Raw genomic sequence first — 26,549 nt, forward strand, 5'->3', positions numbered from 1 at the left:
AGCATCGCCTTCAAACGATGGTTCTTTCACACCTGGTCACCTCGAGGTCGGTCTCCATCTCCACATCGCGCAGCACGCTCGAGAGAACAGACTCAACGAGCTTCATCTCGTTGGACACACACGCGACCCCGAGCGTGGAACGCTGCCACAGGTCGCACTCGCCGACCTCGGCGATGGCCACGTTGTGCCTCGCCCTCACCCTGTCGCATACCCTCCGGACGACTCTCCGTTTGTCTTTGAGAGACGAAGCTCCGCCTATGAAGACTTCGAGCTTTAGAACGCCGACTATCATGGCCCCTCCCGCGGTCGCCGGCAACCCCTTGAGATAGCCGGAGGTCTGCCAGGACTCTCACCCGCACGCTCAGACGGTTTATGCGCGCCTCTACAGCTCGCGACGGGTCTCCTCCACCTTGAAGGCCTCGATCAAGTCACCCTCTCTGATGTCCTGGAAACCGGCTATCCCGATCCCGCATTCGTAGCCGGCCGCGACCTCGGAGACGTCATCCTTAAACCTCTTCAGCGACTCGATCCTTCCTTCATGGACGACAACGTTATCGCGGATGACCCGGACAAGCGAGTCTCGACTGATCTTGCCCTCGCTCACCTTGCACCCTGCCACGACTCCGATCTTCGGAACGCGGAAGGTAGCCATCACGTCTGCCTTCCCAACTGTCACCTCACGCTTCTCGGGTTCGAGCAGTCCTTCCATGGCCGACTTCACGTCGGACGTAGCATCGTAAATGATCCTGTAGAGACGTATGTCAACGCCGTCCCTCTCCGCCATCTTCCTCGCGTTTACATCCGGCCGCACCTGGAATCCAATGATGATGGCGCCCGAAGTGGAGGCCAGCATGACATCGCTCTCGGTGATCGCACCGACTCCGGAGTGGATGACGTTCACCTTGACCTCATCGGTGGACAGGTTCTCCAGCGACCGTCTGAGCGCCTCCACGGATCCTTGGACGTCAGCCTTGATGATCAAATTGAGCTCCTTGACCTCACCCTCTCTTATCTTACCAAAGAGGGCCTCCAGACTGACAGAGCGCGCCCCCTGGGCCTCCTCCGCGCGTTTCCTCTCAGACCGCCTTGCCGCAAGTTGCTTCGCCAGCTTGTCTTCAGGAACCACATGAAGCACGTCTCCCGCTTGCGGCACCTCCGAGAACCCGAGAACTTCCACGGGCATGGACGGCCCTGCGACATCGACCGACTTGCCCTGGTCGTCGACCATTGCGCGCACTTTGCCGGAGACCTCGCCGGCGACGATCGCATCGCCCACTCGAAGCGTTCCCTTCTCAACCAGGACTGTGGCAACAGGCCCTCTGCCCTTGTCAAGCCTCGCCTCGATCACGGTTCCCTTGGCCGCTCTGTCAGGGTTCGCCTTGAGCTCCCTCATGTCTGCGACAAGCAAGATCATCTCCAAGAGTTCCTGAATGCCTTGCTTGCGGAGGGCGGATATCTCGACCGTCACGGTGTCTCCGCCCCACTCCTCAGGAACCAGGCCTTGCTGGGCGAGCTCCTGCTTAACCCTGTCAGGCTGGGCGTTGGCCTTGTCTATCTTGTTTATCGCGACCACGATCGGCACCTTTGCTGCCCGAGCGTGGTTGATGGCCTCCACGGTCTGCGGCATGACGCCGTCGTCCGCCGCAACCACGAGCACCGCTATGTCGGTCACTTGGGCACCGCGGGCCCTCATGGCGGTGAACGCCTCGTGACCGGGCGTGTCGATGAATGTTATCTTCCTGCCGCCGAGCTCCACCTGGTAAGCTCCGATGTGTTGCGTGATGCCTCCTGCTTCTTGAGCCGTCACATTGGTCTGGCGAATGGCGTCGAGCAGCGACGTCTTGCCGTGATCTACGTGTCCCAGCACGGTCACCACGGGCGGCCTGGGCTTTAGAGCCTCCGGCGCGTCCTGTACGTCCTCGATTCCGAACTCCCTCGCCTCCTGCTGCTCGAGCGGCTCCACGTCGAAACCGTGCTCGTCCGCAACCAGGCTTGCGGCGTCGAAGTCTATCTCTTGGTTGATGGTGGCGAGGATACCCATGGTCATCAAGGACTTGATGACCTCCGCCGAGCCGACGCCGAGCTTCTCTGCCAGCTCTCCCACGGTGATGCTTGGCGGCAAGGCGATCCGCGTCTGCCTCTTCGGATGCTCCCTCTTCCGGGAGGCCGGTGCAGCGGCTGGCTGGGCCGCACTCGGGCGTCTGGGCATTCTCGCTCTGATGATGGCTTCCGCACGCGCCTCTCGCAGCTTCTCCGCGCCTTTGCCGCTCTTTATGAGTTCCAACCTGCGTTCCGGGTGACGTTCCTGCTGCTCCCTGCGGTCCTCCCTGCGCTCCCTCCTGGCATCGGGCCTCTGAAGACGCTCGGCGGAGGGCTTCCTCGAGTCCGCAGCGGGAGGCTGAACCGGGCGTGGTCGAGGGCTTGACGCCACGCCTGTGGCCGCTGCCCCCGTCGTCGCGGCACCCGTCGCGGGACGGCCCGGACCTGCGCGCTTTGCGGGCGGTTGCTTCGCGGGGAGCTGCTGAGCAGGAGGCTGCATTGCCGCAGGTTGTCTCCGGGTTTCAGCCGGAGCGACCGTGTCCCGTTCCGTTTCGTTCCCCCGCGAGACAGCTCGTGCCTCGCCGCTGCCCGTCTCGTCAAGAGCCGCAGCTCTGGACGGGAGCGGCGCAGGCATTCCTCCCTTAGCGGCAGCTTCATCCGGCTGAAACGTGGCCTCACCTGTGGGAGCCTTCTCCGACGGCACGCTTGCTGCCACAGGGGCTTCAGCTGGAGCGGCGATCTTCTCGACTGCCCCTGGTTTCTCAGGAGCTTCTGGCGCTGGGGCAGGAGGCTGCGCGGCCGGCTTTTCCAGATGACGTGTAACAGGCGTGGCCGCAGGAGCCGCCGAAGGCGCGCGAGTAGGAGAAGGAGCGGGACCGGCGGCCGGACGCACCCTGCCCGCAGGCGCCGGCGGCACAGCCGGCCGGATCTGCTTCGGCCTCCCCCAGATCTCAGGCCTTGCTTCCGGCCTTCCTTCGGACCTTGACTCTGACGGTCCCGCCGCTCCGGGAACCCTCGGCATAGCGACTCCCGTCCCCCCGGGGCTCGGTCGGGACGGACGAGTCTGAGCCTTAGCCAGCGCAGGAGGTACCGTAGGAGCTATCTGCGCCGGCCAATGTCTCATACCCCCGTGGCGTTGCGCCCCAGGCACAGTGGGACGCGGACCTACTTGGGAAGCGCTCGCCGGTGTCCACCGGCGCTCCTGACGCTCGCGGGCAGGGGGATGGTCGAGCCCCTCCCTGCCAGCGGAGGCCGGCTTCGGCGACCGCATCGCCTTTTGAGCAGCAGAACCTCCAGTGCCATGGTGGGACCTCCTGTAGTCGGAAGCGGGCCGGGGGTTCGCCACGCCGTGCCCGGGCGCCGACCCTCGCGGAACGACCGGTCTGGGCAATGGAAGAGGCTTCGGCTTCGGTTTCGGCTTCTCGCGAGGTTGTTGTGGCTCTCTTGCCGCCGGTCTCTCCTCTTCCGAAGCGGCTTGGGCACGCCCCGTGGCAGTAGGACTCTCAGCGTCCTTACGCCCCTCTTTCTCGGCAAATCTGTTCTTGATGAACCTGACTACGTTATCCTCCAGGGCGCTCATGTGATTCTTGTCGCGCACGCCGGACTCGGCGAGGAGGTCAAGGATCTCCTTGCTATTCCTACCGAGCTCGCGTGCGAGCTCGTATACCCTGGTCTTCTTCCCCATACACCCACCACCTTCAAATCTTCACGGTCTCAGGCTGGAGGCTTTCCGCTCGCGTACAACGAGATCTGACGCATTAGGTCATCCACCACTTCCGCAGGCACATGCACCTCGAGGGCCGCGTCCAGCCTCTTTCCTCTCAACGCCAAGTCAAGACATCCAGGATCCGGGCAGACGTACGCTCCCCTCCCGGACCGCTTTCCGGTTGGATCCATCTCGACGAGCCCTTCCGGTGTGCGCACTATCCTGACGAGCTCCTTCTTCGGACGGACCTGCCTGCATCCCACGCACGTGCGCTGTGGAACCTTCTTCACCCGTTGACGAGTCTTCCCCCTCGCCATCCTCGAAAGCCACCCGCTTTCACCCTATATGTCGACGTCCAGGTCGAGGTCGTCGTCTAGGTCCAGCTCCCGTTTGGACTTCTTGGGGAGGCGTCCCTTCCTCGGTGCCTCCTCCTCAAGGGTTTCTCCCTTCTTGGCCTTGTCCTTCTTCTTGCGCCTGCCCGGAGCCTCGCCTGAAACCGCCCTTTCCTCTTTCGACTCGGCCGACTCGGTGGGCGTCTCACGATCCCGTCCGCCCGCCCTGACGACAAGGTCCTCATGTCGCGACGGGACAGCCTCGCCTGGGAGGCTCTCCTCAACCTCCTCAGCAGGCATAGCCAACTCCGTCTCCAATCCATCAGTCGGTGTCACGTCGACATGTGTCGGTGGGATCGCCTCACGACAAGTTCGTGCCTCTCCGGAGCCCTCTGCGGAAGTCCCGCCTTCCTCGGCCTCTGTCAATCCGCGTTCGATGGCCTCAGGCTGCACCGTCTTCACCTGGACGAGTTCGTCAACACTCTCCTCTGTAGCCTCGAGATCGGAGGCTTCCGTCTCTCGCAAGGCTCTCTCAGCAGCCAGGCGCTCCTCCTCTTCCTCCAGCACGCGCGCTTGCGAGTCGCTCTTGATGTCGATCTTCCAGCCTGTGAGCTTGGCCGCAAGCCGCACGTTCTGGCCCTCCTTTCCGATAGCCAGCGACAGCTGGTTGTCCGGCACTATGGCCCTCGCCGCATGGCTCGCCTCATCCACACGCGTCAATATGACTCTCGCTGGACTGAGGGCGTTGGACACGTATATGCCTGGATCGTCATGCCACTGAATGATGTCTATCTTCTCGCCTCGCAGCTCGGCGACGATCTTTTGTACTCTCATCCCCCGAGGGCCAACGCAAGCACCCACGGCATCCACGTTTGGGTCATACGAAAGCACGGCCACCTTGGACCTGCTTCCGGCCTCCCTGGCTATGCCCTTGATCTCCACGGTCCCATCGTATATCTCCGGCACCTCGAGCTCTAGAAGCCTCTTGAGAAGGCCTGGATGGCTCCGGGACACCACCACCTGCGGACCCTTCGGTGTCTTGCGCGCCTCCACGATGTAGACCTTAATCCTGTCTCCGAACGAATAGGTCTCTCGCTGCACTTGCTCGGACACGGGCATGACCGCCTCCACGCGGCCGAGGTCGACTATTACGTTGCGCATCTCGCGCCGTTGGACGATGCCCGTCACCACGTCTCCTTCCCTGTTGCTGTATTCTTCGAAGATCACTCCCCGCTCCGCCTCGCGGATTTTCTGAACCACCACTTGCTTGGCGGTCTGCGCAGCGATCCGCCCGAACTCACGGGGCGTCACCTCGACTTCGAAGACATCACCCACCTGATGCGTGGGATCCACCGCCCGGGCCTCATCCAGAGAGATCTCGTGTCTGGGGTCGCGCGGCACGTCCACGACGTTCTTGTGGGCATATACGCTGATATCGCCTGTTTCAGGGTCTATGGTGACCCTGACGTTTTGGGAGGATCCGTAGTTCCTCTTGAATGCGGAAACGAGCGCCGTTTCTATGGCCTCTAGCAGCGCAGCCTTCGGAATCCCCCGTTCCTTCTCAAGTTGCGCAAGAGCCTCAATGACCTCGGAATTCATCGTAACCCTCCTCGCCACCCGGCGGATTATCCCGGTTCGCGGCCTGCAAAATGCGGGCATTGCGCCCGCCTGTCACGAACCGGGAGACCTCCGGCAGCCGCCTCCGAATCTAGATCTCAACGACGAGCCTCGCGTGGCTTATCTTATCGCGGGGCACCTCGAATGTGCGCCCCTCCACGTCGAGCCTCACCTTCCCGTCGACCAAACCGAGCAGCCTGCCCTCAAACGACTTCCTACCTTCTACGGGAGCGTACGTACTAACGAGCACCATGCGCCCGCGGAACCGCTCGTAATCGCTTTCGCGCCTGAGCGGCTTCTCTCCCGAGGACGAGACCTCGAGGACGTAGCTCTGAGGAATCGGATCGAGCTCGTCCAGTTTGCCACCTAGCTCGTTGTTGACCCACTCGCAGTCGTCCATGGAGACTCCTTCAGGGCGATCGATGTACACCCTTAGATACCACTGGCCACCTTCTCGGACGTATTCAACGTCCACGAGCTCTATCCCTCTTCCATCCACCATCGGCCTTAGGATGTCCGTGACTAGGTTCTCGATGTCCTGGGGTTTCACTCTATCTCCTCCTCTGATCGAGCGCACGGTGCAAGCCTCTGAGGCAGGCCGGCGTCGGACGCCCCCTCCCGATTCCCTCGGCCCGGCGGTGAACGGGCCGACTCGCCTTACAACATGAGAGAGTGGGTTTCCCCACTCTCCACAATCGCCGAAGCGCCGACGGCTCGAAGGCTGCACAGTTAGAGTATAGCACACCGGTCGCCGGTGTGCAACAACGTCGGGCGCAGGGGCATAGAAGCGCCAGACGTCGTTCCGCGTCGTGAAGTGCGGTCGCGATGGAAAGAAGCGCTCCGCAAGGGCATACGATCGTCTTGACAAACGATGGGAGGCTTTTTCGCATGACGGGGGAAGAGAAGGTGGTCGCGTCCATGGCATGCCTCAGGGCGGCGGGCGCCGTGGTCGAGATCCTTGGCGCGCTGTTGATGCTCAAGTGCGGTCGGGTCACGACCGGGCTCAGGATCAACGCGGTCCTGGGTGCCCTAGGTCCGGTGGTCCTCACCCTCGTGTGCGGACTCGGGCTGTCGAGCATCGTGGGCAGAGTATCCTGGGTGAAACTACTCATCATCCTGTGTGGCGCAATGCTTGTCTTGGTGGGCGCGAGGTAGGCGAGGGCGGTGAGGCCCGGCGCCGAGTCATTCTCTTGAAATCAGGGAGGTGCAAGTGTAGAATAAGGAAGGCGACATAGGACTGGACGAGCCTTTGACAATAGGGAGGAGATGTTTTTGAAGAGATACCGGACGGAGGACCTCCGGAACGTTGCCCTCATCGCCCATGGCGGGGCAGGCAAGACGAGCCTTGCCGAGGCGATTTTGTATGATGCCGGCGCGATCGACAGGCTTGGTAGGGTCGATGATGGAACGAGCACCATGGACTACGATCCCGATGAGATCAGGCGCAAGATATCCATCTCCACCTCGGTCGCCCCGCTCGAGTGGAAGGGCGTGAAGATCAATCTCATCGACACGCCTGGCTATGCGGACTTCGTCGGCGAGGTGAAGAGCGGTCTGCGGGTGGCGGACTCGGCTCTCGTCGCGGTGTGCGCGGTCTCTGGAGTGGAGGTCGGAACGGAGAACGTGTGGAGATTCGCTGACGAGCGCGGGCTTGCCAGGGCTATCGTAGTAACGAAGCTGGATCGCGAGAACGCCGACTTCTTCAAGACGGTCGACGCCGTGAGAGGCGCTTTCGGAAACCGATGCGTCCCGGTGCAGATCCCCATAGGCTCGCAGGACAGTTTCCGTGGAATAGTGGACCTCATCACGATGAGGGCGATCGTATACAAGGATGGGGCCGGGACTAAGTACGAGGAGACCGACATTCCAGCTGACCTTTCTGGAAGGGCGCGTGAGCTGCGCGACGCCCTCGTGGAGATAGCCGCTGAGGGCGACGACGAGCTCATCGAGAAGTACCTTGAGGGCAGTGAACTCACCCAGGAAGAGATCTTGAAGGGTTTCCGGACGGGGGTCGTCCAGGGCAAGGTGTATCCGATCCTGTGCGCGTCCGCGCTCCGGAACATAGGTGTGCAACCGCTCATCGACGCCATCGTGTCGCTGCTCCCTTCACCGGCGGAAGCGGGCGTCGTTGAAGGCAAGACGCCCGGGTCCGACGAGAAGGCGGTCAGGGCACCAGAGGACGGCGCGCCCCTGGCGGCGCTGGTCTTCAAGACAACCGCGGACCCGTTCGTCGGCAAGATCAGCATGTTCCGGGTGTATTCCGGTCTCGTCAGGTCGGATTCACAGGTTTACAACGTAACCCGCGACTCGCAGGAACGCATCGGGCAAGTGTTCTTCATGAGGGGAAAGCAGCAGGAGCCCGCGGGTGAGGTGGGTGCTGGAGACATCGCGGCTGTCGCGAAACTCTCAGTGACGGCGACGGGGGACACGTTCACGGACAAAGCCAATCCAATAGTGTTGCCAGGCATAGCCTTCCCGAAGCCCACGTTGGCGATGGCAATGAAGCCCAAGAGCAAGGGCGACGAGGAGAAAATCAGCAGCGGCCTCGCGAGGCTCGCCGAGGAAGACCCCACGGTCGTGGTCAGACGGGACGTGGAGACTTCCGAGACCATAGTCGAGGGAATGGGAGAAGTCCACATAGAAGTCATTGCCGAGAAGCTCAAGAGGAAATTCGGAACGGACGTGGTTCTTGAGACTCCGAAGGTCCCGTACCGTGAGACGATTCGCGGGACAGCGAAGGTCGAAGGGAAACACAAGAAACAGACCGGCGGCCGAGGCCAGTATGGCCACGTCTTCCTCGAACTCGAGCCGCTGCCCCCGGGAGGAGAGTTCGAGTTCGTAGACAAGATCTTCGGCGGCGCCGTGCCGAGGCAGTACATCCCCGCCGTGGAAAAGGGCGTGAGGGAGTCCCTTCAGGAGGGCGTGCTCGCTGGGTACCCCGTCGTTGACGTCAAGGTGACGCTGTATGATGGCTCATACCATCCGGTGGACTCGTCGGAAATGGCGTTCAAGATCGCAGCGTCGATGGCGTTCAAGAAGGGAGTCATGGACGCCCGCCCGGTGCTGCTCGAGCCCATAATGAACGTCCAGGTCGTGGTGCCTGAGAACCAGATGGGGGACGTCATGGGCGACCTCAACAAGAGGCGCGGACGGATCATGGGAATGGAACCTCACGGCAAGCAGCAGATTATCAAGGCGCAGGTGCCCATGGCTGAGATGTTCAAGTACGCCATAGATCTCCGCTCCATCACGGGCGGGCGCGGGTCATACTCTATGGAGTTCTCTCACTACGAGGAGGTGCCCGCGCAGATCAGCCAGCAGATCATTGAGAAGACGAGGAAGGAGAAGGAGCAGCAGGGTTAGTCGGACCGCGGACCCTGCCTTCCCCGGAGAGCAACCGCATTGTCGAAGCGCGTGGTCGAAACGTGCCAGGGAGCTTGCGCACCGCAGGCTCCCTTCTTGTATAAGCGCGAACGGCGCTGGGAATACGAACTCTGAGCGCGGACTCGAACGCAGCCATGTCTCCGCGCCCAGGAGGTCACCACTCATGCCGCTGCTCACCTACGATTCGCCCAACACAACGAGGGTCTTCGGCAGAGGACCTTACCAGACGAACGTCGCGGTGACACAGCTCGTCTTCGGGCGAAGGTCCAACGCGGTGGTCTTGGCAAGCTCCGAACGGCCGCTGGACGCCATCGCTGCCCTCTCCCTCGTGCACCAGCCGATTGACGGGCCGGTGCTGCTCTGCCCGCCGAACGGTCTCGACTCTGTCACCGTCGACGAGATTCGCAGGCTGGCGCCCTTAGGTGTGGAAGGTCTTGCGCAGGTGATCATGATCGGAGCAGTCGGTAGCGACGTTGAGCAGCATGTTGCCTCCCTGGGGTTCTCAGTCATGAGGTTGACCGGAATGAACGCGTACCACACGGCGGCTGAGATCGTGAGGTTCCTGGGTTATCCGGAAGACATCATGCTGCTCTCGGGCGAGCATCCCCTGTCCGGCCTATGTGCAGGCGCCATGGCCGCGCACGCTGGAGTGCCCGTGCTCTTTACCCTCAGGGACACCCTACCCCAGGAGACTGTGGGAGCGATACGCGCTTGCGGGAAGTCTGTGAACGTGTTCATGGTTGGGAGCCGCAACCTCATCTCGGACCAGGTGGAGGAGGCTGTGCGGGACCTCACTTCTGGCACGGTGGGGAGGATCTCCGGCGAGGATCCCTTCGAGCTCTCGGTGAGATTCGCGAAGTACCGCTCTGCAGACGGTAGGTTCGGGTTCGGCAAGACGGACAAACACGGCCACGCATTCACCTTCGTCAACCCCGGGAGGTGGCAGGACGCGATATCCGGCGCGCTCCTCGCTCGCATGGGTAAACACCCACCGATTCTCTTTTGCCGCAGGGACGACGTTCCTGCGGTCGTCCGCGAGTACCTGCTCAGCGTGAACCCCGCAAGGGGACGTCCGGAGCCCCCGTTCATGCATGGCTTCATAGTCGGCGATCTCGACGCCATGTCCATCCCGGTGCAGCTCGAAATAGACGACACCCTGTCGATAGATGGAAAGGCTGATCGCGAAATCGTGCACACCGTTGCTCCTGGAGACAACCTCCTTCAGATAGCTAGACGCTACGGCGTGCCGATGCGAGACATCGCCAACGCGAACCAGCTCTCGGCACAGACCTGCCTCGAGCCCGGGGCAAGGCTACTCATCCCATACTCCGTCACCGGAGCGCCCCCCGCGCCGCCCGCCCAGGAGCTTCACTGATCTGAGGATTCCGCGCGGGCACTGTCGCGAGCGCCTGGCGCTCGGCAGCTCAGAATCTGTACACGACGGTCACCCCGGACGTGAGACCATAGGTATTAGCGGTCTCCTTGAACGGGTACTCGCGGCGTTCGATCTCTGCCTCGCAGACAAGCTCGGCGTCTTTGGAGAGGTCGTACCTCACTCTCCACGAGATCTCCGCCTCCGTATAGTCGCCGTCCCTCTCCTGCGGATCCTTGTGGATCCTCTTCGACAGGACACACCCCGCGGAAAGCGAGAGATGGTCGCCCACCAATGACTCAAGCTCTGTACCTATGCTGTGGCTCGTGTACTCTTTCTGGGCGGACGCGGGCACCTTGCGCTGGAAAGCCGTGCCCTTGAGAGTGATAGTGCCGGCGAGGGTGTCTCTCATTGATAACAACGCGGAGACTTCGCGGTCGGTGAGGTCCTTCTCGGGGGCGAACGGAAAGTCCCTGTCAACGTGGGAGAGCGTCAGGCTCACAAAGAGGCGCGACAACGGGTTCCAAGACAGCGCAACCTCGCTGCTGCGTTGGTCGTACGTTCTGGTGCTGGAGCCGGGATACGTGACGCTCCTGCCCTCCAGCCTGACCTTGCCCTCCGCGCCGGCGCCCGCCGGATCTACCTCTACCTCACACCACGACGCATTGGTAGAGGAATCTTTGTGCGGCGCAATGCGATACCGCCGGTCCACGAAGCTCACCCCCACCTGAGCGGATACCGCCGCCGTGGGAACCACCCTCAGCTCGCCCTCGACCACCCTACTATCACGGTCGCTGGACGGCCGACACGGGAACACCACCCCTTCCCTCTCCCACGCAACCTTTGAGGACAGCCTGCCGGAACCGGACTTCCACTCCAGCGTGGTTCTGACGAGACTAGATACGCTGTCAAAAGTGGGCTCACCGGAATCATTGGTCTCACAGCTCCGGCTGGTCCTCGCGTCAAAGTCAAGTCTAACTCCCCATCCGGGTCTTGCGGCAAACGCCACGGCAGCGTACCCCAGGATTCCACGGCCCGCAGGGTGAGGTTTCGCGCTCCCGGTGACGTCACACGACACGCCTCCGTCAGCCTGCAGCCGCAGCTTGCCGTCAACGGCCATTCCCAGCTTCATGGCTGTGGACCCGGAGTCATCGTGAGCGCACGAGAAGTCCAGCGTAAGCTTGCCGGCAAAGCGCGCTGTGGGCGCCTGCGCGCGATCCAAGCGCTCGGCGCCTTCGACGGACGAAATGAGAATACCTGGAGGGAGACCCCAAGATACCGCGAGCACACACGCGAACGCGCCGACAAATCCGGCAAGAGCAGTGTTACCGCACCTCACGAACGCATTCCCTCCCCGAAAGCGCGGAACGCGCCTGCTGCGCCCTGCGTCTATCCGTCCCATCAACAGAACGCAGGCGTGTCCATGATACCATGTATTCCCATGGATGACAATCCCACTTTCGGGTGGTGCTGCCTTACGCTGCCCTAGTACGATCACGTAAGAAAGCCCTCCGGCACGATCACCGTGTACGTGCCAGAGGGCTCTCTTGCTGTTCGTGCATGTGTTCCAGGTCACCTCACGGGGCTGGCGCTCCGCCTGCCTCGCTAGGCTCTCCGCAGCTCCCGCAGGACCTTGATCGGTCGGGCAGACATTCTGACGCCGGGTGCTAGCTATCTATGCCCGCTCAGCCGCTCCCGCAGGCGAGCCTTTCACGGCCCCAGCCCCTGGAGATCGCCTTTGACCTTGTTCACCTGCGCTTCTTGACAAGCCCCAGGGAAACAGCTTTCGCGTAGTCCTTGCAGTGCTCGCAGTCCTTCCAGCAGTCCATGCACCCTTCTTCCGAGTCCCAGCAGTTGTCATGTCTTGCGTACACCGGACAGATGAGATACAGGCTTGCGGGGCATCCTCTGAGCTGGCGGCAGCTTCTCAGGCTCGCGACGGACACGCCCTCCGGAAGCTCGACCTCAGCCACACGGCACCACTCCTTCACGTCGTTTGCCTCGGTTGTGACAGCTGTTTCCTTGACGTCCAGAGTGTACCACACGGCGCCAGGCGAGTCAACTTCACCGGTAACAGGCCACCGTGCCCAGCCGCAGACTTCGACTCAGAAGAGCGTCCCGGTGAACCTCTCCAAGATGATCTCCTCCAGGGTCGGACGGCCTATCTCCTCGAGCTCGTAGCTCACACGAAACGCCGGTTTCGTGATGTTCATCACCCGCCGCAAGTCTATGGGAGTGCCTATGATGACGACATCGGCGGGGGTTCGATTCACCGTCTCCTCCAGCTCGCGGATTTGCTCTCTGCCATACCCCATTGCGGGCAGCAAAGGCTCCAGGTCGGGGTACTTCCTCAAGGTGGCCTTGATGGATCCGACGGCGTACGGCTCGGGATCCACGAGTTCCGCAGCGCCGTGACGCCTCGCAGCTATCACCCCGGCTCCGTAGGTCATGCCACCGTGCGTCAACGTCGGACCGTCCTCCACGACGAGGGCCTTCTTCCCCCTTATCATGTCCCCTTGCTCGAGCACGATGGGAGAAGCCGCTCGAATGACTGCCGCGCCCGGGTTGATCCTCTTCACCGTGGCCTCCACCCTGTCCACATCCTCGGGCTTCGCAGTGTCGACCTTGTTCAGGACGACCACGTCGGCCATGCGAAGGTTCGTCTCGCCGGGATGGAATGACGTCTCGTGACCAGGCCTGTGAGGGTCGGCCAAGGTGATGAGGAGGTCCGGCTCATAGAACGGCATGTCATTGTTGCCTCCGTCCCAGAGAACCACCTCCGCCTCTCTCTCAGCCTCCCGCAGTATCGCGCCGTAGTCTACCCCCGCGTAGACCACGAAGCCTCTCGCTATGTGCGGCTCGTACTCTTCCCGCTCCTCTATGGTCGTATCATACCTGTCGAGATCGTCAAAAGTCGCGAACCTCTGAACCCTCTGCTTTATGAGATCCCCGTACGGCATGGGATGGCGGACCACGACCGTCTTCTTGCCGTGCTTCTTCATGATATCCGTCACTCTGCGAGTCGTCTGGCTCTTGCCGACGCCGGTCCGCACGGCAGTGATGGCGATGACCGGCACTCTCGACTTGAGCATCGTGGTTCCAGGACCCATGAGGCGAAAATCCGTCCCCTTGGCCAGCGCCAACGAAGCCTTGTGCATCACGTCCAGGTGAGAGACGTCGCTGTATGCGAAGATCACCTGGTCCACACCGTTAGCCTCGATTATGGCAGCCAGCTCCTCCTCGGCGAGGATGGGAATGCCGTCGGGATAACCTTCCCCCGCAAGCTCGGGCGGATAGCGCCTCCCTTCGATGTTCGGAATCTGTGTCGCCGTGAACGCCACGACCTCGTACTCATCGTTGTCACGGAAAAACGTGTTGAAGTTGTGAAAGTCACGACCAGCAGCGCCCATGATCACTACTCTCGTTTTCCTTGCCACTTGAGATCTCACTCCCGTCCTCACGTCGATGGTCTTGCCCCGTGCCGGTCGACGAGCCCGAGGCTTCTCAGCATTATGGCGATGGCTGCCTCCGGACGTGACTTGGCTAACACGCCGCACGACGCCATCACGTAATCCCGATCCACCACACACTCGGCGTCAGCCGGGGGAAGTAGTCGCGTCTCGCCTCGCCTGCCTTTCACCGCCTCCAGTATGAGACGGCCCTGCGGCAGTCGCGTCGCCGCTCCCCCCGTGCCGACTATCCACTTGACGCGCGTCAGGTCCTTTCCTTCCGCCACCGTGATTCTACCCAGGGGGCCGTAGAGGTACCGGACGTCACCCGCATGTCGCTCAACTGCGATTCTGGCGGCCTCTCTTGCGAGAGCCAGCGCGAGACGCATGCCCCTCTCGGTCGAGGGCACCGGCTCGAGCTCCGCAAGGGCCTCCCCTGGGTCCATACCGAGGTCGCCAAACACCTTCTCCCTGCCTACCAGGTTCACTATGTTGCCGGCGTTAACGAAAACTCCGAGATCGCCCTCCACGGTGCGTTTCGCTAGGGGCTCCGGGCTCACGAGGATCTTGGCTATCTCCGGGGAGCCCTGTGTGACCGAGTGTACATCTGTGGTGGCTCCCCCCACGTCTACGACCACGAGGTCTCCTATCGTCTCGTAGAGAAGCTTCGCTGCCGCCATCACGGCGCCCGGGGTAGGCATGATCCCGCCGTGCGCCCTTTCGCGAACGCGGTCCATGCCCGGCGCGGTCACGATGTGCTCTTCGAAAAGCCTTTGGATCGCTCGCCTCGCCGGCTCTATGTTGAGCACGTCCACCCGGGGGTACACGTTCTCCACTATGGTGACGGAGATCCCGGCTTCCTCCAAGATCGCCCTCACCTCGTCGTGGATCGCCCTGTTGCCTGCGTATATCACAGGGGCCGGCACACGCGCCCCGGCGATGAGTCTTGCGTTCTCGAGCACCGTCTCCCTTTCTCCGAAGTCCACCCCGCCCGCCAGAAGGATGATGTTCGGGCGTGTGGCCCGGAGTCTCTCGAGGTCGGCTTGCGACAGGCGACCGGCGGTCACCATTTTCAGCACGGCACCCGCCCCAAGCGCCGCCTCCTTGGCGGCCTTGACCGTCATGTCGTACACGAGCCCGTGGACTGTCATCCGAAGCCCGCCCGCGGCGCTTGATGTCGCCAGGAGCTCTCCATACCTGACAGGTGTCGTCGTTCCAAGGACGCGCCCGAGGTCCTCCACCGCCCTCTGCAAACCGATTGCGACATCGCCCTCGTTTACGGTGGTGAGTGCCTTCCCTTGTCCAAGGAAAACCGGACTCGGGCCGTCTAGGCCGGCAAAAGCGTTCACGAGGGTTGTGGTGCTGCCGATCTCCGCAACCAAGACGTCTACCATCTGGCAGCCCCCGCGCCTCGTTCGGCGTTCCCGTCCGGCAGGGTGCCCGCCCCGCTTTCTGCCCCCTCCCTTGCGCTCCGATTCTCAGCTGCGCCCGGACTCGCTTCAGCCCCCGGCTCGGTGCATGGGCCGCCCTCCCTCTCGCGCAGCCTCTGGACCAGGAAACTCGCCACGTCTATGCCTCGGGTTCCCCTTCCGAATCCCGCATCCATGCCCGACTCAGTGGCAACGTCCCACGTCACCTGCGTGCCCCCGGCCACCAGGAGCACCCTCTCCCGGATGCCCTTCTCGCGGCACAGGTCGGCGAGTTTCCTCATGTTGATCCTGTGGACGTCGGCGTGCGTGATAATGGTGCTCACAAGTATGGCGTCCGCCCCGACCTCTATCGCAGCGTCGACCAGCTTCTCCACGGGACACGACGTCCCGAGGTAGTGGCACTCGATTCCAAAAGCTTCTATTCCACCGTGTTTGATGTCTAGTATCTCCCGGAGGCCCACCGAGTGCTCGTCCTGGCCTACCGTCGCCGCGACGACTTTCACGCCTCGGTCCTTCACGAATCTCCTTATCTCGTCGGCCGAGAGGTTCCTCTGCCCCTCGGGCAGCTTGAGCTTTGCCAGCTCGACCCCGAACGAGACCTTGCCCCTCACCTCGACCAGCGTGCCTTCCGCTGGGTGCATGACCTCCTTGTGGATGGCTTTCGGCTCCTCCAGGCCGAGCCTTCGCGCCGTCTCGAGGGCCGCCGCCTCCGCTCGGGCCTCGTCGAGAGGCCAGAACATGGTCATGGTCACTACGCGGTCCGCGGCCCATTCCACCTCAGGATAGACCAAGCCCGGCTGGCCGGCCTCGAGAGCCGCGAGTCTCGTATCCACGTTGTCCGTGGGATCGAGCTCGTCGATGTACACTATCCTATCCGGCCTACACAGCGTGCACCCGCCTATTAGGTCGCAAGGCCGCTCGACCGGGATCCCATCAGGGAGGTGGTTCTCCCCGAAGTGGGCGCAGACAGGAGCCATGTAATCGGGGTCACGCGGCACTATCGTGCCTGCAGCCACTCCTCCGTCTGGGTCGCGCGCTATCCCGTCTCCGTTCCGCTCGGGGTACATCCCCGAATCCACGAAGAATCCAAGCCTGACAGCCTCAAAGTACCCTCCCACGCTCAAGATCTCTTCCAGGAACAATACGGCGCGCTCCGTGATCTCCCGTGCTTTCCGCTCTAGTTCGCCATTGGGATCCTCGTCCAGCCTCACCATGTCGCGCAGACCATCCAGCCCCACCAGCACTTGCTTCGCGGTGGCAAGAGCGGCGATGTTGTTGTAATGCCATGGGACGTTCCGTCCTTCATCAGGGGTTATAGTGCTCTGAATGTCAGCGCTGGTGAGTCGCGACAGCATGAGATTGAGAGTGTGAGTGACCGTGGCCTCGCGCGTGGAAGACTCTATGTACTTCGTATTCATCTGAGCTCGGAACCTGTACCCAGAGAACAGCCTGCGAAGAGCAACGGCGTACGGGAGATCCAGGCGCATCTCCGGCGCGGGCGGTGCTGTTGGTGGAACCGTGGACAGGCATATGTTCTCCTTCGCCATTCCCACTTTCACTGAGTAGGCGCAGTTGATGGCGTGCTGCACCATCAGCTCGGGCATTACTTTCCATGCCTCGCGAGCCGTCGCGTTCGCGTTGTGCGCACCGTCTATCTGAGCCATCCCTGCCCACTGCATAAGGGTCTTTGCCACCGCCGCGTCCACGAACGACCTGTGCATGTTCACGTTTCTGTAGAGGACATTGTACTGGGGGTCCTGGTGAGCTCCGTTCACGCCTTCCTCCGCAAAGAGGACGGCGATCTCCGGACCCGCCACCCCGCTCACGTAGGAATGAAAGTTTATTGGCCTGCCCACTTCGTCTTCGATGAGATCGAGGGCCTTTCGCGTTGCGCGCACCTGTTTGCGCGTGATTGGGACGCCGCCAACCCCTTCCGGAGTGCCCTCGATGAGCCCGTCGAAGTGGCTCTGCCCTGTGGTACGTATGACCATGATGTGGTCAGCCCCGTGCCACGCGGCCATCCTCATCCTTCTGATGTCGTCCTCGAAGCGACCCGATGCGATCTCCGTGGTCACAACGACCTCCGGCTGTGGATCCACGCCCCCGAAGTACTTCGCGGCGGGCAGTGCCACCGACCGCCTCAGCGAGCTCGATATCTGTCGATACTCGAACGGGCCCACGCGAGTTCCTGGGGGCAGCTTCTCGCGCCAAACCCAGCCGCGCCGCCTCGGCCTGTAGTGCTCGAGGTCTCGAAGGATCTCCCTCACGTTTAGCTTCTCGTCAGGGGAAAGCCGCTTTTCGTCCACGGCGCCTCACCTCCTGAACCCAAAGAGCGCGGCTGCCTCATCCCACAGTCTGCCCTCGGCCAGAGCAACGCCCGCATCGCGCACGCACATTCCCCTGGCATTCGCCAGCTTCCACACAACGTGGCCGGCACCCTTGCCTAGAAGACCTTTCTCGGCGCACTTGTCCACGATGGTCTTCGCCTCCAGGCTTGAGAACCCCATCCGGAGAAGCACCGACCTCTCAATGGACGGCGACGTGTGGGTACGGGCGAGGTCCACCAGCGGCTGCACCACCTTATCGGCGAGCTCCCAAAAGTACCTCGCGAGCTCCTCGTTGCTCATGTGTGCAAGGTGACGGCGTCTCTCCTCGAAATCGTCCGAACGCATCATCTGGCTGCGACCCCCTCTGCCTCGAGCTCGTGGATGGTACCCTCCACGAACGCCACAGTCGAGTTCGTGTCCTCCGCGAGGAACCTCACGTCCTCCTCTGATACTCGCCGCGCCTTTGCGTGGGACAACGCGTTTCGTATGTAGGACTTGCGCATCTCCTCCAGCGACACGTCCTGCGCGCGGATCTGAGACGGGTGCTCAGGTATGACTATGCGCTTCCCCGGCACGTTCTCGCGGGGATCGCCGCGCCTCACCTCGACTCCCATGTCCCGTGCGAATGCAAGCTGCGCGTAGGGATGCTTGCCCGCGCCCGTGTATTCAGTCTCTTGCACAACCACGACCTGGTCGCGATCCATCTCGCGAGCGATCGCGATGGCAGCCGCAAGCGACGTGTTTCCTGCGGGACCCCGCTCCATGCCCTCCAGTTTCGCCAGCATCTCGGTGACGTAGAAGACCTCTCCCTGCGTCACTGTGACGTACCTATCCATGTAGCGGAGAGGTCTTGCGGCGTTTCGCGGAACGTCCGACCTATCGGGCCAGGTCGCGAAGGGAATTCCGAAGCCGGTGTGCCCGGTTGTGAAGGACTTTCTGTTGAAGTCGGAGTCGCTCGCCATGTGAAGCCCGGTGATATCGACGCTCGCAGCGATCACCTGGGTCTGGCGGCTTCCCGCCTTGCGTAGACCTCGAGCCGTCCCCGTTACGTTTCCGCCGCCCGCGTGCGTCACTATCACCGCGTCCGGGAAGCGCCCAGTCAGTCGCAGGGTCTCCGTGCCGACTTCGTACCCAAGGGTTTCGATGCCGGCGACGCTGAACGGCGTGTAGAGCGACGCATTGAAGAACCCCGTCTCCTCGAGAAGCATTAGGAACACGTAGAAGAGCTCTGGCCCAACGGTGAGCTGATGCACCTCGGCTCCGTACGCCTCGCACGCCCGGCCTTTCTCGATGATCTCTGGCTGGCCGCGCCCCTTCGAGTCGTAGGTCTCCTGGACTATGATGCACTTGATCCCCCTCTTGGCTGCCTGCGAAGCTACGGCCGCGCCGTAATTCCCGCTTGTGGCTGCGATGACGCCCTGGTAGCCCTTTGTCTTCGCGCGGTACACAGATACCGACGCGCGCCTGTCCTTGAAACTCCCCGAGGGGTTCGCGGCCTCGTCCTTTACCAGGATCCGCGCTCCTTTACCGGGGTCGGCGATGCGACGCACGACCTCCGTTATGTTGCGGAGTTCCACGAGAGGAGTCCGTCCCACGTTGGTCTCGTCCTGGATGGCATGGACCTCTTCGAGCGTGTAACCAACCTCGTCCATCATCCCCTCGTAATCGAAAGCGATGGCGCCCGTTTCGAACTTCTCGTAGTCGATTCCCACGGCCGACTTCATTATCTCGTGGCGTCGCGCCATGACCTCCGCGTAGCCCGTGCCCCGTGTCAAGCCCGTTCACCCTCTCCCGGCCTGCTTGCCCCATCGGTTTTCAGAATGCGCCCGAGCTCCTCGCCCACGTGCAGGAGTTCGGGCACCGGCCTCGCAAACGAGTGTGGGTATGGGGGGTTTACCGCAATGAGCTGTCCCGCGACCTTTCTTCCGAGCACCGTCGTGATGGTTACCTCGTCCCCGATGAACGCGTCACTGTCCAGGTAGCCCTTTATGCGCAGCTCCAGCGGGACTCGCTGGGTGTCCTCAGGCACCTGCGGAGCGCGTTCGCCTGGTCTCAGAACGACCGCCTTTACCTGCACGTACTCCCCGGCTGGAACGCGCTCCGTCCTCTCCGGCATACCCTCCGGGTCACTTCCGCACACTTTCCCCATCCCCTCTCGCCGTCCTCGCGAGGCTTGCCATGTCCCCCATAGCGCAAGCAGGCACCCGCAAGTCTTTCATGGTGACAAGACCCGGCTCCGCCTCAACCACTTGCGGTATCATGTTGACCGCAATGGCTATGGTGCCGATGCCTCCTGGTATCTCGGGCTTGATGGCGAGATTCACCGGAGGCGTGCCTTCGATCCATATGTAGTCCCCTGTCTCGACGCCCTCCAGACCCGGCAACACCTGCTGCGGATGCTCAAGGGTGATCACCTCCTCGCCGTTCATGAAGGCGTGGGCAGTGTGGTTGCATCCCGCGACCATGCCAGGCTTGACGTCGACGTAGGGTGTCGTGCGCCTGGTATTGGACACTATGGGCTCCCTTGTCTGGGTGATCTCGTCAAGCCTCCAGCCAAGGGCGTCCGCGATCATTCCACATGACTGTATGAAGCCGATGTGGCCGACAATCGAGCCCTTCTCCAGCCCTTCCCTGAACTCTTCGACCGTGGTCCCGACACCTTGAGTCCTCATCACGGTCGGCCCGAAAGGAGAGAGGTCGTTGACCCGCCGTGCTTTCACCCGCTTGACGTGGGTGCATATGCCCGTAAGCCCGATGATGAGGGTATCCAGGACGAAACCAGGGTTGATACCCGTTCCGAGCACGCTGACCCCGTACTTGCGGGCAAGCTGGTCGATCTCTGCTGCAAGTCCTGGGTCGCTCTGTCGGAGATATGCCATCTCCTCTGCCACAGTTATGACGTTGCTCCCCGCGGCCATGGCCGCGTCCAGCTGAGGGTAGATCTCCCTCGCGAACGACGAAGTTGCATGAAGCACGACGTCCGCGCCGGCCTCGAGCGCCTCGTCCGGGTCGTTCGTGACCCTCACGCCGAGATCCCGCCCCGCGTTCAGGACGTCCCCGAGGTCGCGGCCGGCCTTGTCAGGCCTCGTCGCAATCGCCCCGACGATTCTGACGCCTTTGCGCTCCAGCAGCGCCCTTGCCATTCCCGAGCCCATCGCGCCTAGTCCCCAGCACACCACCGTGATCTCGTCCACTGTGATCACTCTCCCTGCACGATCCCTGGATGGCAGCACGCAACCACCCGTCCGTGGAGTTCCGTCGGCACTCCCACCTGCACGCTCCCACTGCTCCACGCGGGTGAGCGCGCTGAGGCGCCCGGGCAGCTCGCCTGCCTGAAGAAGGATCAGATTGTATGCACGCCTGCATGGTTATGCAGACAATGCATAGCTCTGGGCGAAAAATGTGCCGCCTCCCCCACTCCAGATGTTTGGCAGCCTGTCGCACCTAGGTTCTCAAGTTCTCTGTAGGTTATTCTACTCACGAAGCGGGATTCCTGCCCAACCGACAGAGCGCGAAGGCATGACCGTCGCAACGTGTGAAGTGGGACGGGCCACCCGCGCACGGGTGGCCCATCCATTCAAGAGGTGTTCATCCTTTGCCGTAGTTTCAGGATCCCGGCCGGTCCGGTTGCCGTGGAGTTTCGCCGCCGGGAACTGACTGGAGATCCCTCCCGGCGCTGGCCGCCACCACGAGACGCCCCGGAGGGCTACTAGCAGGACCCGTAGTAGATCTGGTTTGGGACCGGAGCCAGTGGGCTCTCGTGTACGATTTCGGGGAGGACCTTTTCGTCATCATCATCCGCGTTCCGCTCGCTTCCGCGAGGCTCCTCGCGCCGCTGCAACGCCACCTCGAGAACCTGGTCCATGTGGTCCACGAACACTAGCTTCATTCCCTCCAGGACACTCTTGGGGATCTCCTCGACATCCTTTCGATTCTCGCCGGGAAGCACAACCGTGAAGACTCCAGCCCGGTGCGCCGCGACCACCTTCTCCTTGATACCACCCACGGGGAGGACCCTCCCGCGCAGCGTGATCTCGCCCGTCATGGCGATATCGCACCTCACCGGCCGCCCCGAAAGCGCGGAAGCGAGGGCGGTCGCCATGGCAATTCCCGCGGATGGTCCGTCTTTGGGTATGGCCCCTTCCGGCACGTGGATGTGCACGTCCCGGTCTTGATAAAAGTCGGGGTCGATCCCCAGTTCGTCCGCACGAGACCTGATGTACGTGAATCCGGCCTGCGCCGACTCCTTCATCACGTCCCCAAGCTTCCCCGTGAGCGTGAGCTTTCCGGTGCCTTTCATCACGGAGACCTCGATGGCCAGGATATCGCCGCCCACTTCCGTGACGGCGAGCCCCGTCGCGACTCCCACCCTGTCTTCGGACTCCGCGACACCATACCGGTATTGGGGTATCCCGAGGTATCCTTCAATGTCGCCGGCGTCAACGACCACGCGAGGTGTCTCTCCACCTGCCGACTCCTTGACCACTCTCTTGGCTATCTTCCGCAGTACCGAGGAGACCTCGCGCTCAAGGCCACGCACGCCCGCTTCGCGCGTGTACTGTCTGATCATCGCCCTGATCGCACCCTCTGTGAACTGGATGTCACAGTGTCCGAGGCCGTTTTCCTTCACCTGCTTGGGCACTAGGAAATGGAGGCCTATCTGGACCTTCTCTTCCTCTGTGTAGCCAGGTATGGAGATGATCTCCATTCGATCCGCGAGAGGCCTAGGGATCGCGTGCAACACGTTCGCGGTCGTAATGAACATGACATCCGACAGGTCAAACGGGATCTCGATGTAGTGGTCGCCGAAAGCCACGTTCTGCTCCGGGTCGAGCACCTCGAGAAGCGCTGACGACGGGTCACCTCGGAAGTCATAGCTCATCTTGTCCACTTCATCGAGGAGGAGCACCGGATTCTTCGAGCCGGCCTGGCGCATCGCCTGTATGATCTTGCCCGGCAGGGCGCCTACGTACGTCCTCCGGTGCCCGCGTATCTCGGCCTCATCTCTCACACCGCCCAGCGAGAACCTGACGAACTTCCTATCGAGCGCCCGCGCGATTGACTTTCCCAGCGAGGTCTTGCCCACTCCGGGAGGACCGACGAGACAGAGAATCGGGCCTTTGAGCTTCGTCGTGAGCTGGCGCACCGCTAGGAACTCGAGAATGCGTTCCTTTACCTTCTCGAGGCCGTAATGGTCCTCGTCGAGAACCCTTGCCGCCGCCTCGATGTCGAGGCGGTCCTCTGTCTTGTAAGTCCACGGCAAGCTCAGGAGCCAGTCGAGGTAGGTTCGCACCACCACAGCCTCAGCAGCCATGGGAGGCATCTTCTCGAGCCTCTCCACCTCACGGATCGCGCGCTCTTCCACTTCCTTAGGCAGCTTGGCCGCGGCGATCTTCTCCCTGTACTCCTCGCCCTCTTGGGATCTCTCGTCCCTTTCGCCCAGCTCTTTCTGTATCGCTTTCATCTGCTCTCGCAGATAGTACTCTTTCTGAGTCTTCTCCATCTGCTTGCGCACGCGCGAGTTGATCTTCTTCTCGAGTTCGAGTATCTCCATCTCTTTCAGGAGAATCGCGCACAGCCGCTCGAGCCTGACCCTAGGCGAGGCGGCTTCCAATATCTTCTGCTTGTCCTCCGTGCGCAGAGGAAGGTGAGCTGCGATGTCATCTGCTAGTCTTCCCGGGTCTTCTATAGCCTGAACGGACGTCAAGACCTCCGCGGGGATCTTCTTGCCCACTCTCACATACGATTCAAAGTACCCGATGACGCTGCGCATTAGCGCCTCGGTCTCCTTCGTCAGTCGTTCCGACACGTCGAGCGGCTCCACCCTGACCTTGTAGAACGGATCCACCTGGACGTACTCGACGATCCTCGCGCGCCGGATTCCGTCCACCAGCACCCGTATCGTACCATCGGGATACCTGGCGAGCTGCTTGACCTCGGAGATGGTGCCCACCTCGTGGATCTCCTTGGGCGTCGGCTCGTTCACCTTCGCTTGCTTCTGCGCGGCGAGCAGGATGAGTCTTTCGTTCATCATCGCGTCTTCGAGCGCAGCGACGGATCTGTCCCTGCCCACGTCGAGGGGAACCGTCATGAAGGGGAACACGATCACTCCGCGCAACGGGAGGAGAGGCACCAAGTCTCTTGTCGTTGCTGCTTTGGCTTCTTCCTTCGGCATGACAACCTTGCACCTCCTCGGCTGCTCCGGCGGACTAATCCCCGCTCCGCATCGCGAGCCGCGCTACACGCCCCGCCCGAATCAGCAGCAAGTCACGCCCAGGCGCGGTGCCCTCAATACTCAGTGTATTCGGCCCGGCCTGTCCGATTCCTGCCCTCGACTCCAGGGACACGGGCTATCGCGCCCGGCTCTCGCCCTTCAAATCCCCTCGCTTCGCGACGTGCCACGGCTGGTAGCGCAAGCATGGTGAATCGGCGGCTTACTGTGGCAGGCTGAACGTACCGATGACCCGATGAGAAAACGAGGAAAGCCTCACCTCACAGGCAAGGCTACCACACAGGTCATCATTATGTCAACATGCCCGAACTGTCAATTTCTGTTGCAGAGAGAAGGCCTCAGTGCCCTCCTCAGCACCCTGCGGATAGACCCGCCGCGGCCACCTGGGTATGGACGCTCGCGCTGATGGAGCCCATTAGCGCCCCCGGAGCGACCAGCGCGGCCTGAACGACCTCCTCGACCCGCTCCACAGGGGTGATGAAGATGTCCTTCCTTTCCGCGAAGCTCTCCTGCCAGTTCTCACGGGGGATTATCACTTTGCTCGCGCCCGCCAGCGCCGCGGCCTCGACCTTCGCAACGATCCCGCCAACGGGCTTCACGTACCCGCGTATCGACAGCTCGCCCGTCATGGCGACTTTGTTGTCCACGGGAACGCCGGTTATAGCGGAGTAGATGGCGGTGACGATGGCAACCCCGGCCGACGGCCCATCAAGGGGGATGCCACCCGGAAAGTTCACGTGTATGTCGTAATCCTCGGGCCTGACCGAAAGGAATTTACGCAACGCGGTGATGACGTTTTCCACAGAGCCTCTCGCCATGCTCTTGCGCCTCATTATCCTCCCCGTCTCGCCCATCTCTTCCTCGTCTATCAGCCCGGTCGTGACGACCTTCCCTGTTCCCCTCTCCACAGGTACCGCGGTGGCCTCGATCTCCACCAGCATCCCGTTCATCGCGCCGTACACTGCAAGCCCGTTCGCGTACCCCACCTGAGGTGCGCGAGGGACCTTCTTGAACGGACGGGGAGAGTACTGGCCGGAGTTCACCACCCATTCGATGTCTGCCCTCGTTACGAGCTGCCTTCCGGCCGTGAGCGCGGCGCCTCCGGCGATCTGAAGGATGTTCACGGCGTCCCGGCCGTTGGACGCGTATTTCTTGATGACGTCGAGGGCCCCATCTTCCAGGAAGAAACCTGCCTTCTCCGCAGCGTTCGCCGCGATGGTCCCCACCTCCTCGGGAGTGAGAGCCCTGAAGAAGACCTCGATACACCTCGAGCGGATCGCGGCTGGGATCTCGTCCGGAGACCTGGTGGTCGCCCCGACGAGCCGGAAATCGGCCGGAAGCCCATTCTGGAATATGTCGTGGATGTGCTGGGGGATATTGGGATCCTCCGAGCTATAGTACGCGCTCTCCAGGAACACCTTCCTGTCTTCCAGCACTTTGAGGAGCTTGTTTATCTGCACGGGATGAAGCTCGCCGATCTCATCGATGAACAGTATGCCACCGTGGGCCTTTGTCACAGCGCCCGGCTTCGGCTGTGGGATGCCTGCTATTCCGAGAGGACCCGCTCCCTGGTATATTGGATCGTGGACGGAACCGATCAAGGGATCTGCGATACCCCGATCGTCGAATCTGGAGGTCGCTCCGTCCACCTCGACGAACTTGGCCCATTGCTTGAACGGCGAGCGGGGATTCTTCTTGGCTTCCTCGAGAACGACTCTGGCAGCGGCGGTCTTGCCCACGCCTGGAGGGCCGTACATCAGGACGTGCTGGGGGTTGGGTCCACACAGCGCGGCGCGCAGCGCACGCAGGCCCTCCTCCTGACCTACGATCTCTTTGAGCGTCGTAGGCCGGGTCTTCTCCGAGAGTGGCTCCGTCAGGGAGATGCTGCGCATCTTTTGGAGTTTCTCCATCTCCTTGCGAGATTCCCGGTCTACGGCAACCCTGTTCCCCTGCTGAGTTCTGAGGAGATTCCAGAAATACAGCCCTATGACTATCCCGAAGAACAGGTTCACGAGCCCGAACACGTTGCCTGCAAAGTCCATGGAGAAGCCGCCTCTGCCCATGCCAGATGGATGTCTTTCGAGTGTATTATGTCCACGACTCCGCGGCTTAAGTGTGAACCACCTGATCTATTCGGCATCCATTCGGCTATGACCCGAAGGAATTCCGTCACCGCCTCACACCCGGGTTCGACAGTGACAGGGCACACAGAGGGGGTTTTCGGGATCGGGGATCTAGGTTTCATGCGGGTTTGCGGGTTTGGCGGCGGCCAAAACAGAAAAAGTCAATAGGCACACGCGCACTCTATTATGGACTTGCACCACGCTGGTAACCATGCTATAATCTAGACATGTATATAAGAACTACCAGCAGGAAGAACAAGGACGGCTCGGTCACAAAATACGTTCAGCTAGCCCACAACGTCTGGGACCCCAAGGCAGGCTGCGCGAAGGCGGAGGTGATCTACTCGTTCGGGCGCGCGGATACCCTGGACGTCGAGGCCTTAAAGAGGCTTGCAAAGAGCATAGGCCGATTCCTAGAGCCCGCAGAGGCTTGCGCCTTGCAGTCAGGAAACCCAGACCAGGTGGAGGTCATATCGAGTAAGGCCATAGGCGGGGCCTGGGTGCTCGATAGCCTGTGGAAAGAGCTCGGCATCGACAA

The 26,549-nt window shown here is 61.9% G+C and carries 19 protein-coding genes and 1 pseudogene; 4 read left to right on the top strand and 16 right to left on the bottom strand.

Translation table 11 applies throughout. From position 1 onward, the window contains the following. Positions 1-10: 10 nt before the first annotated feature. From NUW12_05830 to NUW12_05850, 5 genes and pseudogenes are all read right to left on the bottom strand, one after another. Entirely contained in the window at positions 11-292 is a 282-nt protein-coding gene (locus NUW12_05830) for a DUF503 domain-containing protein (GenBank protein ID MCR4402292.1), read from the bottom strand. A 90-nt stretch (positions 293-382) separates the two neighbouring features. Then, on the bottom strand, positions 383-2,674 hold the full coding sequence (infB, locus tag NUW12_05835; GenBank protein ID MCR4402293.1) for a translation initiation factor IF-2: 2,292 nt from the start codon (positions 2,672-2,674) through the stop codon (positions 383-385). A 1,079-nt stretch (positions 2,675-3,753) separates the two neighbouring features. Further along, on the bottom strand, positions 3,754-4,062 hold the full coding sequence (locus tag NUW12_05840; GenBank protein ID MCR4402294.1) for a YlxR family protein: 309 nt from the start codon (positions 4,060-4,062) through the stop codon (positions 3,754-3,756). Positions 4,063-4,650: 588 nt separating this feature from the next. Continuing rightward, positions 4,651-5,676 (bottom strand): annotated as a pseudogene (gene nusA, locus NUW12_05845) (transcription termination factor NusA). Between the two features lie 109 nt (positions 5,677-5,785). After that, positions 5,786-6,244, bottom strand: a complete 459-nt coding sequence (locus tag NUW12_05850) for a ribosome maturation factor RimP (GenBank protein ID MCR4402295.1) — start codon at positions 6,242-6,244, stop codon at positions 5,786-5,788. Positions 6,245-6,582: 338 nt separating this feature from the next. Between NUW12_05850 and NUW12_05855 the strand changes: the two genes are divergently transcribed. From NUW12_05855 to NUW12_05865, 3 genes are all read left to right on the top strand, one after another. Continuing rightward, complete coding sequence (locus NUW12_05855; GenBank protein ID MCR4402296.1) at positions 6,583-6,849, top strand: YqhV family protein; 267 nt, start codon at positions 6,583-6,585, stop codon at positions 6,847-6,849. A 117-nt stretch (positions 6,850-6,966) separates the two neighbouring features. Further along, entirely contained in the window at positions 6,967-9,057 is a 2,091-nt protein-coding gene (fusA, locus tag NUW12_05860) for an elongation factor G (GenBank protein MCR4402297.1), read from the top strand. A 184-nt stretch (positions 9,058-9,241) separates the two neighbouring features. Then, positions 9,242-10,453: a cell wall-binding repeat-containing protein gene (locus NUW12_05865; GenBank protein ID MCR4402298.1), complete on the top strand. Its 1,212-nt coding sequence runs from the start codon at positions 9,242-9,244 to the stop codon at positions 10,451-10,453. Between the two features lie 49 nt (positions 10,454-10,502). Here the strand turns inward: NUW12_05865 and NUW12_05870 are convergent, their stop codons facing one another. The 11 genes from NUW12_05870 to lonB all read right to left on the bottom strand — a co-directional run bounded on the left by NUW12_05870 (position 10,503) and on the right by lonB (position 25,930). Then, positions 10,503-11,789 carry a hypothetical protein gene (locus NUW12_05870; protein ID MCR4402299.1) on the bottom strand — a complete coding sequence of 429 codons (1,287 nt, stop codon included), beginning with the start codon at positions 11,787-11,789 and terminating at the stop codon, positions 10,503-10,505. A gap of 409 nt (positions 11,790-12,198) precedes the next feature. Further along, positions 12,199-12,423 carry a hypothetical protein gene (locus tag NUW12_05875; GenBank protein MCR4402300.1) on the bottom strand — a complete coding sequence of 75 codons (225 nt, stop codon included), beginning with the start codon at positions 12,421-12,423 and terminating at the stop codon, positions 12,199-12,201. 132 nt (positions 12,424-12,555) lie between these two features. Further along, entirely contained in the window at positions 12,556-13,860 is a 1,305-nt protein-coding gene (locus NUW12_05880) for a cyclic 2,3-diphosphoglycerate synthase (protein MCR4402301.1), read from the bottom strand. A 47-nt stretch (positions 13,861-13,907) separates the two neighbouring features. After that, positions 13,908-15,293: a GlmL-related ornithine degradation protein gene (locus NUW12_05885; protein ID MCR4402302.1), complete on the bottom strand. Its 1,386-nt coding sequence runs from the start codon at positions 15,291-15,293 to the stop codon at positions 13,908-13,910. Continuing rightward, positions 15,287-17,635, bottom strand: coding sequence for a D-ornithine 4,5-aminomutase subunit OraE (gene oraE / locus NUW12_05890; protein MCR4402303.1), 2,349 nt, complete (start codon positions 17,633-17,635; stop codon positions 15,287-15,289). Before oraE ends, NUW12_05885 begins: the two co-directional genes overlap by 7 nt. Positions 17,636-17,641: 6 nt before the next feature. Beyond that, positions 17,642-18,004, bottom strand: coding sequence for an ornithine aminomutase subunit alpha (locus NUW12_05895; GenBank protein MCR4402304.1), 363 nt, complete (start codon positions 18,002-18,004; stop codon positions 17,642-17,644). Further along, complete coding sequence (gene ortB, locus NUW12_05900) at positions 18,001-19,401, bottom strand: 2-amino-4-oxopentanoate thiolase subunit OrtB (GenBank protein MCR4402305.1); 1,401 nt, start codon at positions 19,399-19,401, stop codon at positions 18,001-18,003. Before ortB ends, NUW12_05895 begins: the two co-directional genes overlap by 4 nt. A gap of 26 nt (positions 19,402-19,427) precedes the next feature. After that, complete coding sequence (ortA, locus tag NUW12_05905; protein ID MCR4402306.1) at positions 19,428-19,772, bottom strand: 2-amino-4-oxopentanoate thiolase subunit OrtA; 345 nt, start codon at positions 19,770-19,772, stop codon at positions 19,428-19,430. Between the two features lie 10 nt (positions 19,773-19,782). Then, positions 19,783-20,850, bottom strand: coding sequence for a 2,4-diaminopentanoate dehydrogenase (gene ord, locus NUW12_05910; protein MCR4402307.1), 1,068 nt, complete (start codon positions 20,848-20,850; stop codon positions 19,783-19,785). A gap of 515 nt (positions 20,851-21,365) precedes the next feature. After that, positions 21,366-23,831, bottom strand: coding sequence for an endopeptidase La (gene lon / locus NUW12_05915; GenBank protein MCR4402308.1), 2,466 nt, complete (start codon positions 23,829-23,831; stop codon positions 21,366-21,368). 407 nt (positions 23,832-24,238) lie between these two features. Then, the gene (lonB, locus tag NUW12_05920) at positions 24,239-25,930 is read right to left on the bottom strand and encodes an ATP-dependent protease LonB (GenBank protein MCR4402309.1); all 1,692 of its coding nucleotides are present in this window, start codon (positions 25,928-25,930) and stop codon (positions 24,239-24,241) included. Between the two features lie 308 nt (positions 25,931-26,238). Between lonB and NUW12_05925 the strand changes: the two genes are divergently transcribed. Beyond that, positions 26,239-26,549 (top strand): transposase (locus NUW12_05925; GenBank protein ID MCR4402310.1); only part of this gene is annotated, 311 nt, incomplete at its 3' end.

This window comes from Bacillota bacterium (genome assembly GCA_024653485.1).
Lineage (GTDB): Bacteria > Bacillota > SHA-98 > UBA4971 > UBA4971 > UBA6256.

What these genes read in the sequence shown, in the direction of transcription:
- NUW12_05830 (MCR4402292.1), bottom strand. Translation starts at nt 292, where the DNA reads ATGATAGTCGGCGTTCTAAAGCTCGAAGTCTTCATAGGCGGAGCTTCG.
- infB (MCR4402293.1), bottom strand. Translation starts at nt 2,674, where the DNA reads ATGCCTGCGCCGCTCCCGTCCAGAGCTGCGGCTCTTGACGAGACGGGC.
- NUW12_05840 (MCR4402294.1), bottom strand. Translation starts at nt 4,062, where the DNA reads ATGGCGAGGGGGAAGACTCGTCAACGGGTGAAGAAGGTTCCACAGCGC.
- NUW12_05855 (MCR4402296.1), top strand. Translation starts at nt 6,583, where the DNA reads ATGACGGGGGAAGAGAAGGTGGTCGCGTCCATGGCATGCCTCAGGGCG.
- NUW12_05865 (MCR4402298.1), top strand. Translation starts at nt 9,242, where the DNA reads ATGCCGCTGCTCACCTACGATTCGCCCAACACAACGAGGGTCTTCGGC.
- NUW12_05880 (MCR4402301.1), bottom strand. Translation starts at nt 13,860, where the DNA reads ATGGGCGCTGCTGGTCGTGACTTTCACAACTTCAACACGTTTTTCCGT.
- NUW12_05885 (MCR4402302.1), bottom strand. Translation starts at nt 15,293, where the DNA reads ATGGTAGACGTCTTGGTTGCGGAGATCGGCAGCACCACAACCCTCGTG.
- NUW12_05895 (MCR4402304.1), bottom strand. Translation starts at nt 18,004, where the DNA reads ATGATGCGTTCGGACGATTTCGAGGAGAGACGCCGTCACCTTGCACAC.
- ortB (MCR4402305.1), bottom strand. Translation starts at nt 19,401, where the DNA reads ATGGCGCGACGCCACGAGATAATGAAGTCGGCCGTGGGAATCGACTAC.
- ortA (MCR4402306.1), bottom strand. Translation starts at nt 19,772, where the DNA reads ATGCCGGAGAGGACGGAGCGCGTTCCAGCCGGGGAGTACGTGCAGGTA.
- lon (MCR4402308.1), bottom strand. Translation starts at nt 23,831, where the DNA reads ATGCCGAAGGAAGAAGCCAAAGCAGCAACGACAAGAGACTTGGTGCCT.
- lonB (MCR4402309.1), bottom strand. Translation starts at nt 25,930, where the DNA reads ATGGACTTTGCAGGCAACGTGTTCGGGCTCGTGAACCTGTTCTTCGGG.